This is a genomic window from Streptomyces sp. NPDC004752, assembly GCF_053601275.1.
The window spans coordinates 1-13,475 of record NZ_JBSGBN010000094.1; the positions used below are offsets into that span (position 1 = coordinate 1).

10 protein-coding genes are annotated in these 13,475 nt (G+C 64.6%); 3 read left to right on the plus strand and 7 right to left on the minus strand.

Annotated elements, in window-relative coordinates; genetic code table 11:
- Positions 1-301 precede the first annotated feature (301 nt).
- Positions 302-1,864: an MFS transporter gene (locus ACWEKM_RS31625; RefSeq protein WP_451624692.1), complete on the plus strand. Its 1,563-nt coding sequence runs from the start codon at positions 302-304 to the stop codon at positions 1,862-1,864.
- 201 nt (positions 1,865-2,065) lie between these two features.
- Here ACWEKM_RS31625 and ACWEKM_RS31630 read toward each other — a convergent pair whose 3' ends face one another.
- Positions 2,066-2,572, minus strand: coding sequence for a hypothetical protein (locus ACWEKM_RS31630; protein WP_451624693.1), 507 nt, complete (start codon positions 2,570-2,572; stop codon positions 2,066-2,068).
- Between the two features lie 287 nt (positions 2,573-2,859).
- Here ACWEKM_RS31630 and ACWEKM_RS31635 point away from each other — a divergent pair, with 287 nt between their 5' ends.
- Complete coding sequence (locus ACWEKM_RS31635; protein ID WP_451624694.1) at positions 2,860-3,123, plus strand: hypothetical protein; 264 nt, start codon at positions 2,860-2,862, stop codon at positions 3,121-3,123.
- Complete coding sequence (locus tag ACWEKM_RS31640; protein WP_451624695.1) at positions 3,120-3,506, plus strand: hypothetical protein; 387 nt, start codon at positions 3,120-3,122, stop codon at positions 3,504-3,506. The genes ACWEKM_RS31635 and ACWEKM_RS31640 overlap by 4 nt, the downstream gene beginning before the upstream one ends.
- 327 nt (positions 3,507-3,833) lie before the next feature.
- Here ACWEKM_RS31640 and ACWEKM_RS31645 read toward each other — a convergent pair whose 3' ends face one another.
- The 6 genes from ACWEKM_RS31645 to ACWEKM_RS31670 form a co-directional block, all read right to left on the minus strand.
- Positions 3,834-5,357 carry a hypothetical protein gene (locus ACWEKM_RS31645; protein ID WP_451624696.1) on the minus strand — a complete coding sequence of 508 codons (1,524 nt, stop codon included), beginning with the start codon at positions 5,355-5,357 and terminating at the stop codon, positions 3,834-3,836.
- An 889-nt stretch (positions 5,358-6,246) separates the two neighbouring features.
- A complete protein-coding gene (locus ACWEKM_RS31650; protein WP_451624697.1) occupies positions 6,247-7,959 on the minus strand; it encodes a phospho-sugar mutase in 1,713 nt (570 codons plus the stop codon).
- A 117-nt stretch (positions 7,960-8,076) separates the two neighbouring features.
- Complete coding sequence (locus tag ACWEKM_RS31655) at positions 8,077-8,937, minus strand: purine-nucleoside phosphorylase (protein ID WP_451624698.1); 861 nt, start codon at positions 8,935-8,937, stop codon at positions 8,077-8,079.
- Positions 8,938-8,984: 47 nt separating this feature from the next.
- Positions 8,985-9,407 carry a hypothetical protein gene (locus ACWEKM_RS31660; protein WP_451624699.1) on the minus strand — a complete coding sequence of 141 codons (423 nt, stop codon included), beginning with the start codon at positions 9,405-9,407 and terminating at the stop codon, positions 8,985-8,987.
- Positions 9,408-9,475: 68 nt separating this feature from the next.
- Entirely contained in the window at positions 9,476-11,815 is a 2,340-nt protein-coding gene (locus tag ACWEKM_RS31665) for a CehA/McbA family metallohydrolase (RefSeq protein ID WP_451624700.1), read from the minus strand.
- A gap of 238 nt (positions 11,816-12,053) precedes the next feature.
- Positions 12,054-13,472 carry an MFS transporter gene (locus ACWEKM_RS31670; protein WP_451624701.1) on the minus strand — a complete coding sequence of 473 codons (1,419 nt, stop codon included), beginning with the start codon at positions 13,470-13,472 and terminating at the stop codon, positions 12,054-12,056.
- Positions 13,473-13,475: the final 3 nt, after the last annotated feature.

Below are 13,475 nucleotides of genomic sequence, written 5' to 3' on the forward strand. Positions count from 1 at the left end.
TACGTCACGCTCAGCCCCAGTCGGATCGGCGACATCGCCCGGGCCGCCCTCGTCCTCAACGGAATCTGGAAGTGATCACCGTTGAGAAAACCTCAGTCACAACCCTCCGGAAGTCATGAAATCCTTCACCTCGCTAATCCGCCAGAGGGCAAAAAATTGTTCAGTCCGCAAATCCGGCAGAGGGCATACAGTCCGTTCCGCCGCAACAGTATCGACAGGAAATTCTAAGATTGACAGCGTCGCGGAGTTTGCTTATGGTCCAGTCGTTCAGGTTCCCGCCGCTCGATATCCGAAGGTGTTCATGACCGCGCCTCCAACGTTGCCGAAGTTCAGGCAGCAGTTGATTCTTGCCGTTCTTATGTTGTGTTCACTGCTGATTTGGCTGGACAATACCGTCCTGAGTACTACGCTGGAGACCCTTGCAGACCCGGTCCGTGGACTGGGGGCCAATCCCGGCCAGCTGCAATGGGCGACCGGTTCGTACACTCTGGCCTTCGCCACATTGATGCTCACTGCAGGCGCATTGGGCGATCGGTTCGGTCACCGGACTGTGTTTTCCAGTGGGTTGGTGATCTTCGCCGGGTCCTCGCTGTGGGCGGCGTGCGCAAGCGATGCGGGCCAGCTGATTGCAGCTCGGGCTGCGATGGGGGTGGGCAGCGCGCTGATCACGCCCGCCAACTTGGCCATCCTCATGTGGACCTTTACTGGCCCCGCACGGGCTACCGCGATCGGTATTTTCTCGACGTCGGCCGGTGTCGGAATGGCTGCCGGTCCGGTGCTGGCGGGGTTTCTGCTCGATCATTTCTGGTGGGGCTCGGTCTTTCTGATCAATGTCCCGGTCGCGGCATTGGCGCTGGTCGGGCTCGTCGTGCTGGTTCCGAATTTCCGCAGCCCCACTCTGCGGCCACTGGACCCCGCTGGAATGTTGCTGTCGATCAGTGGGCTCGTGGCATTGGCCTACGGGCTGATCCGGGCCGGGCAGGTTGCTGTGTGGGGTCGTAACGACGTCTGGGCGCCGATCGTTGTCGGTCTGGTTCTGCTGGCCGTTTTCGTACTCGTCGAACTGCGTGTCAAGGTGCCCAGCTTTGATCCGCGACTGCTTGCGCAACGCACATTCGGTGGCGGCAATGTGGCGCTCGGGTTGCTGCTCTTCGCTGTGGCCGCCATCACCTTCTATAACGCGTTCTACCTACAGGGCGCGCTCGGATTTTCGCCGATGAAGGCGGGTTTGGCCAATATCCCGACCGCATTGGGCGCGCTCGTGGGGGCGCCCCTTGCCTCGCGCCTGGTTCGCCGCCTTTCGCTACGCCCTGTCACCGTGCCGGCGCTAACCGTGGCTGCGCTGACCATGGGCGGGTACGGGTTCCTCGGACTCCAAACTCCACTCGTCTGGATCGAGATCCTGTTGTTGATACAGGGTCTCTCGATCGGCATGGTGATCGGCCCCGTTACGGCCGCATTGATCAGCAACCTGCCGTTGGAACAGGCCGGTGCAGGATCGGCCGTCACCAACACCATGCGACAAACCGGCAGTGTGATCGGAATCGCAGTAGGCGGCACGATCATGTCGATCATGTACCGACGTGCGATCGAACCTTCGCTGGAGGGTGCACCCGGTCCGGTGCAGGATCAGGCGCGAGTCTCCGCCGAACAGGCCCGCCACGTCGCCGGCGCTATCCACCGGCCCGCTCTTGCTCAGGCTGCTGACAATGCGTTTATCCATGCCATGCACGTCGGCGCGGGCTGGATCGCGGTCATCGCACTCCTCGGAGCAGCCGTGCTGGCGATTACCTTGCCTGCTGTCGGAAAGAAGAAGGGTCCTATACCGAAGCCGGGCTACGAAGAGGCCCGCAGCTCCGTCTGAGAGGGTGATGGCAGAACCCGGGCTCAGGCCCGCTGCAGGGCAGCATCAAGTACCAGCTTCCGCAGCTCAACGGGCACATTGGGCGCATCTCGCCTCTCACCAACTCAGTCACTGTGACAACAAGCCTGTCTATGTGGCAACTGTCATTGCGTGACAATGGCCAGAGAGCTTCCCCGTACGACAGGAGTGCTCGGCCCAGGGTCAACCCTCGCAGGCGCGGGCGATGGTGTCGTACACCCACTTCTGGAACACAAGCCGTGGGAAGAGTCGGCCTTTGACATCGAAGTCGAGTGAGAAAGTTTGGTTCAGTCGCAGATCCCGGTGCGCGGTGCAGACGTCGACACGGACGTCCGGAAGATGCCAGGCCGACCCGAAGAGACCGATCTGGAAGACCCTCGCATGGATACGGTCGCCATATACCAGGGCGGCACAGCCATGTTGCTCGGCCTTCGCCGACGGGATGCCGGCGGACCAGCGGCTGAACTCGTCGAGATGCCCGTGCTCGGACAGCTCCCGGAAGGTGATTCTTTCCATCCGCACGTTTTCCGGGCCGTCGAGGAACACTATGAACTGAGGTACGCCCTTGCGGCGCCGCCAGTGAGCGGGCAAGCCCCGGACGACACAGTCCAGGATGCGCAGGACGTCCGCGCGCACCGCGGGATCCAATTCCTGGAGTTGTCTCAGCATGAATTCGCCGGCATCGTTCACCCCGCAAGCATCCACGAGAGCGGCCGCGGACTCAACGGCGCGGTCGGTAGCCGACGTTCGTGTCCGTCCGGGCGAGCCTCCGGGTGCCGCTGGGGTGGCGCCCGGTCACATGCGCCGCCGTCGATCTTGGTGATAGTCCACCTGCCTATGTGGCAACTGTCGTGCTTCGGCTCCATGCTCGAGGGCAGGACGAGGGTGAGATGTCGGATGCTCGCCGCCCAAGCGGAGATGCGGCGGAATGTGAGGCTCGCTCCAACCATCCGTAAACATGGACGTATACTCGGGGCATGTCTGATGCAATGATTCGGGTACCTGCCGAGGTGCGGGACCGTCTGGCAGTGATCGCGGAGTCCCGAGGGACGTCGATCAGGTCACTCGTCCAGGAGTTCGCGGAGTCGACACTGACCGAGGAGGAGCGGCGGGAGCGAGCGGAGCGGACACGCGGCTATCTGGCAGAGCACTTCGGTTTCGAGGTATCGGACGAGGAGAGCGCGGCCCTGGGCGTACGGCTTCGTGAGGCGTTTACCCGGCAACAGGGCGCGGCCGCGTGATCCTGCACCACCTCGTCCTTGATACGCCGACGCTGCTGGCTCTGTCGGGAAACCGCCAAGTTTCCGCACTGATCCACCGGGCTCACTTCGAGGCGGAGACCCGCCTTTGGGTGCCGACGTTGTCCGTGCTGGAGGCAGATCGCGAGTACGTCGGGATCGCTGAGCACGTCGGGCAGTTGGAAGTCCTTCATACGCTGGACCTGGACTATCCGGCGATGCTGCTGGTTGCTCAACTGCACCGCGACGGTGTGCCATTGGGGATCGCGGCCGCCATCCACGCTGCCCGGCACCTGCCCGGGTGGGGCACAGACGCCCTCGTCGCCTCGGTGGATCCGAAGGCGTACGAAGGGCGCGCCGTGTCGGTCTTCGACCTCAATCGCTGAACGCGACCAGAGACAAGCGCCGGTCACGATACCCGCGCATTGGAGATCCGTTCCCCGCCGACCGCTCTCCTTGTTCCAGGACGCTTTGAGGGGAACCGTAAGGCTGCGGCTGCCCGCGGAGACCAGAGCAGCACCCTGAAGCTCCTGGCGACTATGGTTGATTTAGGTTGACAACCCGTCTACCAGGAGCTTCGTGGTCGTGCCGATGCGTCCAAGTCACGCCCGCCATGGCGAGGTTGGAAGAGGCTCACTGGGTCAGCCTCCTACCGACCTACACCGCCCGCCGACCGCGTAGTGGCTGGTCAGATCGGCGGGCCGTACTCTTCGCTAGACAGTTGCTCGCTTTGGTGTTCCGACACCGGTTCGAGGTACCTGTGCGATGGCGTCCAGGCGTAGTGGCCTACCCGCGCCCTTGATTTCGAACAGCGTCGGGCATATCCAGCCGCCTTCGTCGAATTCGTTCCAGGCGTAGATGAGAACCGTGTTGGCCGACGCGTTGTCCGGATGAGTATTGTTCCAGCTCACAGCCCCTCGGAGATGCGCGGCGATTTCCTTGGGTGTTGCCTGCTGTGTCCACTCGTCCTTGAATCCCGTATAGTTGGGTTCCCAGGAAAGTGGATAGTCATACCGTGGACGCTTGTCCCAGCCTGTCGAAACGGTCGGGACAACTTCTCCTGCCGCAGCGGCATACTGATCCCACAGGCTGGCTTCCGCGTTCGCGAGGTTGGAATACGGCTGGCCGTTTTGCATGCCAGTCGCGTAGCGGCTCACCGCATCGGCGCCCACAGCAGTCTTGGTGGCGGCAGCGCCCTGCGCGGTCCACGCCATGACCACGATGTACGGATCAGGCAGCCCGGCCTGTGAACACGCGGCCCTCATCTTGGCCACCCAATCCACCGTGGCAGTAGTGAAGAAGTACACGAGGGGCCGTCCGTCAAGCACTCGCTGGTAATTCGGCTCACTGAACTGTGCCACGAGGTGTGGAAGATTCGCGGCATAGTTGCCGGTGAAGTTGCCGTCCAATACGGCGCACCAGTTGACATCGCCCTTGTGTTCATTGGAAAGGTACAACTCCCGGGCTCGCGCCAGCGGTTGCTGCGGGTAATAGACGAAAGCCCAGTAGTCGATTCCGGCCTTCTTGGCGTATTGGATCTCCTGATCCATGACGCCCTGGAGCGTCGCATCGCTGTTTACCGACTCGCTCACCCGTACACCGACGTCGTCGATGTAAAGGGCGCACGGTGAGCCCGCACTGGTGCCAAAGGTGAGAGTGTCGAGCACTGTCGTGGGGTCACGGAACGCTGCATTGCGCACCTTCCGTATCCCGTCCACGAAGATATCGACAAATGGTGCAGCACCTTCGGGGGGTGCGGGATCAATGATGATCTTGATCGAATACCAGGTGTCGTCCTCGATGGCTTGGACAACGTGCCAAGTGCCGTCAGCTGCGCGGTAGGCAAGTTCCTTGGCGCCGGCGTTGCCTCGGGTGGCCAGTTCGACGGCGGCAGACGAACCGCCGCTCAGGGTCGCGCGGGCCCCCTTGCCGGCGTCTGTCTCCTTCCACTGCCACTGCAGGGTGACAGCACGTTCCTGCGCGGAGAACGTGTGGGTCATCGTCGTCGCCGCCGACTCGGACGAGCTCAGCAGACGCGCAGACTTGCCCGCTCTGCCGGACACCTCAACGACCGACGCTTCAGTACCCGGCGGGGCCGATACGTCCCAACCGGCAGGAGCGGTACCGGTTGTTTCCCTGTCGAAGCTCTGGTCGAGCAACACCGGCTGCGGAACCGTAATATTGGCATAGAAAGGCAGCCGGAAGTGGTACTTTTTGGGGGACAGTGTGCGGTTCACGCCGCTCCCGTAGTGAGACTCTCCACCCACCCAGGCGTCCCATCGAATCGCCCCGACCAGGGTCTTGGTGGCATGCGGTCCGCATCCGGCAGCTACAGCTGTAGTCGAGTTGGAGAGGCCGAGTAGGGCTCCACCCGACACTGCGGTCGCCACCTTGAGGATGTCCCGGCGACTCGGCTTGCCGGCAGGAGTGGAACTTGAAATATCTGCTGTCATCGTGAATTCCCCTGAGATCTGGCCTACGCTTGCGCTCTCTTCCGCTGAGCCTGAAAGTCGGCAGCTCTTTCTGGTGCCTATTGCCGACCACGTGCCCGCAAACCCGCGGCAGGACCATATCCCGTGCTGGAGAGATTGCTGCCGGGGCCAAGTTGGGTAGTAGTAGGACAATCTTGCGGACCGTTGATCGCGGCGGTGGCTCAGCCGGCGTTGGCACTGGGCGTCAGCAGGGAGTCGCAGAAGGCGCAGTCGTTGGCCCGGAGGCAACGCGGTGGTGTGAGGCTGGTAGGTGCCAACACCGATACGAGGCGCCGCGGTCGTCGTAGTCGGTGGGCTGCTCCTGGCTCGCCGATCTGGAGTTGACGTCCAACTCGTGGACCGTCCCGGTCGACGCCCGGCGTTTGAACGGCGTGCGGGCGGCGACCAGGGGCAGCATCCGTGGTCCTGACGGTCGTGGCCGCTCCACAAGTACGGCGGCCAGCCTCGGCAACCGCTCCGCTCCGCTGAGGCTGGCCGGCGTCAGGGACACGTCGTCGGTTTTGAGGGTGCCGCGGACGGGCAGCAGCGGGCGCCCCGACTCGTCGGGGCGCCCGACGACGCCAGGAGCGTTGGGCGGCGGGAGGTTCAGCGGGCGGCGCCGTCCGGTCAGGGCCCGGACGCGGGTGTCCGGGTCTCAGATGTCTGCGGCAGCCGCGAGGTCTGTCTTCAGGGAGGCCAGCAGTGCCGCCGCGCGCTCCCGCGCCGCGGGCAGTTCGGCGTTGCCGCGGACCGGGACCACGACCTCCAGGTAGCACTTCAGTTTCGGTTCCGTCCCGGACGGGCGGACGATGACGCGTGCTGAGGAGACGCCCTCGCCGGACAGGTGATAACGCAGGCCGTCCGTAGGCGGCAGCTTCTCCAAGGGGTACTCCAGGTCCTCGGCCGAGTCGACGTGCAGGCCGGCCAGGCGCATCGGCTGCCGCTTGCGCAGCCGGGCCATGGTGTCCTGGATCAGACGCAGGTCGGCGACGCGGACGGACAGCTGATCGGTGGCGTGCAGCCCGTGGGCGCAGGCCAGGTCGTCAAGCATGTCCTGCAGGCTGCGGTCCTGGGCCTTGAGTGTCGCCGCCAGCTCGGCCAGCAGCAGGGCGGCGCTGATGCCGTCCTTGTCGCGGACTGCCCCGGGGTCCACGCAGTAACCCAGCGCTTCCTCGTAGCCGTAGCACAGGCCGTCGACGCGGGAGAGCCATTTGAAGCCGGTGAGTGTCTCCTCGTAGCCGAGGCCCGCGGTTTTTGCGATCCGGCCGAGCAGTGAGGAGGAGACGATCGTGGTCGCGAAGGTGCCCTTTGCACCCCGCGCGGCCAGGTGCGTGGCGAGCAGCGCGCCGGTCTCGTCGCCGCGCAGCATGCGCCACCCGGAGGTGTCCTTCGGGTCGGTGGAAGGGATCGCGGCGGCGAGGCGGTCCGCGTCCGGGTCGTTGGCGATCACGATGTCCGGCCGGCGCTCTGCGGCTGCCGCGAAGGCCAGATCCATCGCGCCCGGCTCCTCCGGGTTGGGGAAGGAGACGGTCCAGAACTCCGGGTCGGGGTCGCCCTGCTGGGCGACCACCGCTGGTTCGGGGAAGCCCGCCCGCTCAAATGCGGCGAGGAAGGTGTCGCGTCCCACGCCGTGCATCGGGGTGTAGACGACGGACAGGTCGCGCGGCGATCGGCCGTCCACTGCTGCGGCGGCACGGGCGAGGTAGGGCTCGAGCACGTCCTTCTCGGAGAGGACCTCCCAGCCCTCCGCCGCGAGCGGCACTTCGTCGAGCGTGCCGATGGCGTCGATCTCCGCGGCGATGCCGACGTCGTGCGGCGGGACGATCTGCGAGCCGCCGAACGCCCCGCCCAGGTAGACCTTGTAGCCGTTGTCGCGCGGCGGGTTGTGGCTCGCGGTGACGGCGACACCGGCGGCCGCGCCGAAGTGACGCACCGCGAAGGCGAGCACCGGAGTGGGCAGCGGTCCGGGCAATATCGCAGCCCTGAGCCCCTGGGCGACCATCACGGCTGCCGTGTCGCGTGCGAAGACGTCGGAGTTGTGGCGAGCGTCGTAGCCGATGACGACGAGCCCCGTCGTGGACCGCCTCTTGAGGTAGGTTGCCAGGCCACTCGCGGCGCGGATGACAACGGCCCGATTCATCCGCATGGGCCCCGCACCCATCGGGCCGCGCAGCCCGGCGGTGCCGAACTGCAGGGTACCGCTGAACCGTTCGGCCAGCTCCGACCAAGCCCTGCCGCGCACCTCCTCCGGATCCCCCTGCGCGGCGGCAAGCAGCCCGGAGAGCTCCGCGCGGGTCTCTGGATCCGGATCCTCCGCCAGCCAACTACGGGCCCGGGAGAGCAGATCACGCTCGGAGTAGGTGGTCATCGCGTCACTTCCTCAGCCGCCGTTCCATGAAATAGGGGGTTTCGGGCCTGCACCGGGCACGGCATCCGGCGTGCGAACCGTCGGATGCCATGCGGGTGATCGAAGAAGGATGAGCAGTCAGATCCGCTCCAGGACCTTGGCCAGCAAGCCGCCCATCCGGGTGGCGGAGCTGCGGCCGGCCGCCAGAACCTCTTCGTGATTGAGCGGCTCGCCGGTGATGCCGGCGGCAAGGTTGGTGACCAGCGACAAACCGAGCACCTCGGCGCCGGCCTCACCGGCGGCGATGGCCTCCAGCGTGGTGGACATGCCGACCAGGTCGCCACCGATGGCGCGGACCATGTTGATCTCGGCCGGGGTCTCGTAGTGCGGACCGGGGAACTGGACGTAGACACCCTCCTCCAGGGAGGGGTCCACCTCGCGGCAGATCGCGCGCAGGCGCGCGGAGTACAGGTTCGTCAGATCCACGAAGTTGGCGCCGACGATAGGGGAGGCGCCGGTGAGGTTGATGTGGTCGTTGATCAGCACTGGCTGGCCGGGCTGCATGCCTTCGCGCAGTCCACCGCAGCCGTTGGTGAGCACGACGGTGCGGCAGCCCGCTGCGACGGCGGTGCGCACACCGTGGGCGACGGCAGCGACGCCGTGGCCCTCGTAGTAGTGGGTGCGACCGAGGAAGACCAACGCGCGCTTGTCCCCGACCGTGACCGAGCGGACCTTACCGGCGTGCCCCGCGACGGCGGGGGCCGGGAAGCCCGGCAGTTCGGTGATCTCGAACTCGTAGTCGGGCTCGCCGAGTTCTTCGGCGGCGGGGACCCAGCCGGAGCCCATCACGAGCGCGACGTCGTGCGAGCGTCCCTCAGTGAGTATGCGCAGTCGCGCGGCGGCGGCTTCGGCCGCCTCATAGGGGCTGACGGTGGTGGAGTCAGTGTTCGAGGCGGCGTTCGTATGCCCGGACCCGCTCAGAGAGGCGAGGTTGTTCATTTTTTTTCCTAGTCGCTTGGCGTACGGAGGGCTGACTGCTGGTTCCGTCATGACGTTGTGTGGACTGGCGACTCCGTCCGCTCGCAACGGAGGATCAGCGGGATAGTGTCGTGGAGGGACAGGCCGCCGAGGGCGTGAGCAGCAAGGAATCGGAGTTCGATTTCCACTGTTGCCGCCTCGTCGAATCGAACGAGGAGGTGAATCTCCTGGTTCCGGCCGGTGAGTACATGGTGCAGGTCATCGAATTCGATTCCCATAACGGGGGACGCCTCGATGACAAGCGCACCTGTTGTATAGCCTTCGTTGACCACTGATATCGGGATCGCGGTCCACTCCCCGCTCCGAATCTCGGGCAACGCCACGGGGACTCGGGTGACGTTCACCCGGGCCTCCGGGTTGATGGTGACCAGGATGGGTGCCTCAGTGGCTGTGCTCCCGCAGCAGCTGCAATTTGAGTCGGTGCAGTTCACGGCTACTTCCGGATTCCGATCGTTCGAAGATGATTTTACGACCCTGGTTCACGCCGAAGGTTTCCATGTCAATCTGCGTCGCACTCGTCACGGCGGTCGAGGTAGATTGAGCGGGCACGTTCGTAGGCTTGTCGGGCGTCGTTTCGTTCGGCATCCCGGATAAAACCCTGCTTCTCTTCCCAGAGCGCGTCGACGCTGTCGGCCAGCCACTGCGCACTGCGCCGGGAAGCGCGAATAGGACGGCCGCCCACCTCGATGAAGATGGGCTGGGTGTGCACGCTGCGCAGTATCCGAAGCGCGACCCAGGACGAGTGGCGCACGTCGAGATCGAACGTGAGCTGCTGTTCGCTTCCGTCGGCGACAATCTCCTGACAGGCGACCGGGTAGCCGTTGACGACCAGTTCGACCAGAACCCGTTGCGTGTTGTCGATGCGGGCGCGCTCCAGGTGCCAGCCCATCGGTGCGCTGTATCGCGACCCGCCCAGGGTCAATGTCGTCGGCGAGTTCTCCGGAAGCCACGCCGTCACAACTGCGCTGACCTGGACTGTGGCCGGCGCATCGCGCCTTTGCTCTCGGACGCTGTCGCCGTCGACGGCGAAATCGAAAACATGGCTTCGCCCGTCACCGAAGTATGACGCGTTTGTACGCAGCCCGGCGAGCCAAGTCTCAAGCGCTCGGGGCCCGGACGGAGCTTGAGGAAGTTGGACGTAGGTGCGACCGACACCCGGACCTTCGTCGTACATGCAGGGGTAGTCGGTCTCGCCCATCATGAGCGTGCGGTAGCCGACGTTGAGCAGGTGGTACCAGATGTTCAGTTCGGCTGCCGGTGAGAATTGGGCACCGGCCTGGAAATCGGCCAATCCGTGCGGGACATCGACGATGAGTTCGTTTGCGCCGATCGATGCGAACGCCGGGACGACATAGTTGGGCAGTTCCTCGGTGCCGACCGCAAGCCCGACGCCGCAATGCGCGTAACCGGTAAAAGCGCCTTGTTCGTGCGCCCAGCGATGGATCGGCATATTCCATGACGGCCAATCCTCCAGCCCGGCTGTTCCGGGATAGTTCTGGTCGCGGAGTCCCAGCAGAACTGTATGACCGGAATGGCTCGACGGGAATCCGGAAATTTCCACGTCATACCGCAGCATGCTCAACTGGTCGACGTCAGTGGGCTGCGGTTCCCAAGTGATGCCTTGCGCGGCCTGCATGGGCGGGTTCTCGAGCGAGGCGGCAGGGCTGATGGAATCCCCGCTGAAGAACTGTTTCTGATAGTAGTAGCACGGCCCCCAGGTCAGGACGCTGCCAATGGCCAGTCCCTCGCCGCGAATATGGCGGATCATTGTTTCCGGGGCCACGCCTTCGGTCGGCGTGTGGTAGTGAGAACAGCCTGCGGCATGAATGTGCGGATCGCCGGCGTAGTAGCCGCGGGCGACAGTTTCGACCCAGCGATCCAGCACAAGAGGGATCGCGGACGTCGAGTCAGTCACCTCGACCTCTGCGGATACCGGCCGGTACTCCGGCCCTCGGGTGGCCCGCACCGAATATCGTCCGTTCGGCAGGCGAATGGGTTCGCCCGTGGCGCGATACACGTGCTCCTGGAAGATCATGTCGGGAGCAAGTCGCATTGCCTTCGAAGGGTAGGCTCGGCCGAGCTCGTCCGTGACGGTGACAGCAGCCACGGTGCTGCGGCCGTCCGGTTCATGTACATCGATGATGATTTCCCGCGACGCCTCAACGTCGAACACGATGCTGGCGCTGTAGGGGCGGGCGACGTGCTTCATCTGCGTCAGCGCACGTGAGGTGGCCGACCGGGCCAGGCTCGGCACAGCTTCGGTTTCGGCAGCAACGACCGCCAGTGGTGCGGACTTCACGCCACTGTCCCTTGCATAGCAACTGAGTACGGTGTACTCCAGCGGCAGACCGGAGAGTTCGGTGGTCTGGGCGAGTTCGGCTTGAAGCCACAATGGCTCAACGGCGCGAGCCACGCTTTCCCGTGGCTGATCGGCAAGGAAAGCCTTCGGTGACGGGTCGCGGGATACCACTCCAAGGACTCCCGGGGCGAGCATGTTCGGGAGGTCCGGTGGTGTGCTGAAGTCGGCACTGGCCAGAACCGCACGAATGCCGAACGGATTTCGAATCGATACGAGATAGCTCCGCCAACCGTGCTGCAGCAAGCGTGCCGGGGCACCCCCTGGCTCGGAGACGATGGCGCCGTCGTTCTCGACGGTTGTGCGCAGCAGGACCAAGGGGGCCAGCAGTTCTTCGATTTCCAGCGGATCCGTCGGCGGTGCGGCTTGCCAAGCGAGCAGCTTTTCCTTGAGCCCTGGTGGGAGACTCTCGCCGCACTGAGTCAGAAGACTGACGGCTCGCAGGGCCGAAGAGGCGACAGCTTGGGCGGAAGGAACGGGCATGAGATTCCGATCGGTGGATCGTGGCTTTCAACCTCCGCCCGCAGGTTGCGATGACGGAGATTGACGTACTTACGGAACGAAGCTGAGTGAACCAGGGGTTGGCCGCGATTCTCTCATCGGGCGGCTGCCCGTCACATGAGGTGGCCGAGAGATCGATTTCGGGGTCGAAGACCAGCAGCTGACGCCATTTTCTGGGGGAGACGCTCGCGGCTACTGCACCCACCGACTGTGATGACGATCAGTCCTGTGGAGTGACACGAGGCGCGATGAGGAAACTGACCGCAAGAGCGAGCAGCGTGATGACGGCCGAAATCCAGAAGGCCGTCGTGTAGCCGGCCATGGTCCCCCGCGCCGCGAACGGTGCGATGATGCTGATACCAAGACCGGCACCGATACCGAAACCGGCGCCGTTCAGTCCGGGCAGGGCCGCAGGCGCATCATCCGGGGACTGCACCACGCCAAGGCCGTTGAGACCGGTAAGGGCCAGGCCGTTGTAGGTGATGCCGAGAACGAGCATCATCGCGAAGACAACCCACTGCGTGTGTGCGGCCAGCGAGATCACCACCATCGCACAGAAGCACAGGAGAAGTCCGAGGCGCAGGATGGGAATCCACCCGTGACGGCCGGCGAGCCAGCCCGAGAGAGGGGCGGCGAACACGCCGATGAGTGCCGGCGGGGTCAGAAAGAGAAGAGAGGACGTGGACGCACTGAGGCCAAACCCGACCTTGGCGTCCTGGCTGAGGAGCACCAGGGTGAAGCTCGTCGCGGTCAGCACTCCCGCGAGCGCGATGACAGTCGTCATGATGACGGGCCACATCGTGCGGGAGCGCAGATGGTGAACCGCCACCATCGGGGTTGCCGTCTTCTTCTCCACGAACCAGAAGACGACGAACGAGACGATCATGCCGGCAAGGAGCAGAAGAGGTATCGGGGCGAACCATCCGTCGGATGCTCCCTGGGACACGTAGTAGGTCAGGCAGGCAAGCGCAACAGACAGTGAAGTAGCACCCCACCAGTCCATTCTGCCCGGAGTCGCCGGCTCGCCCTTCGGGACGACGAACAGGACGCTGCCGAGGGCGATCAGCCCCACGACGAAGATGAGCACGAAGATTGAGCGGAACCCGAAGTTGTCCGTCAGCAGGCCGCCGATCCAGCCGTCGACGCCCGCGAACCCTCCGTTCACCGCGGTGATGATCCCGATCGAGAGACCGAACAGCTTCGCACTCACCGATTCGGCCAGGACGACATAGGCGAGCTGAAATGCCGCTCCCGCGGTTCCCTGGAGGACGCGCCCGATCAGCAGGACAGGGAGCGAGGGCGCGAAGATGCAGAGGACCGTACCCAGCCCCATCAGCGCGAGGACAATTATGAGGCTGCGTCTTCGGCCGGCGAAGTCACTCCAGCGAGTCAGAACCACGCCGCAGATGGCCCCCGAGAGATAGAAGAGGGACATCACCTGGGACACGTCGGTCACTGACGCATTGAGCTCCCTCGCGATGTGGGGAAGGGCGGGGCTGACGACACTGCCGTTGAGCTGACAGGACAGCACTCCGAGCAACAGGGTGACCAGCAGCACCACTGCAGCACGGCCCTCAAGGTGGGGCTGATCGGTCTTAACGGCGGAGGCGGTGACACCGCCTGGCGCAGGTGAGTGCATGAC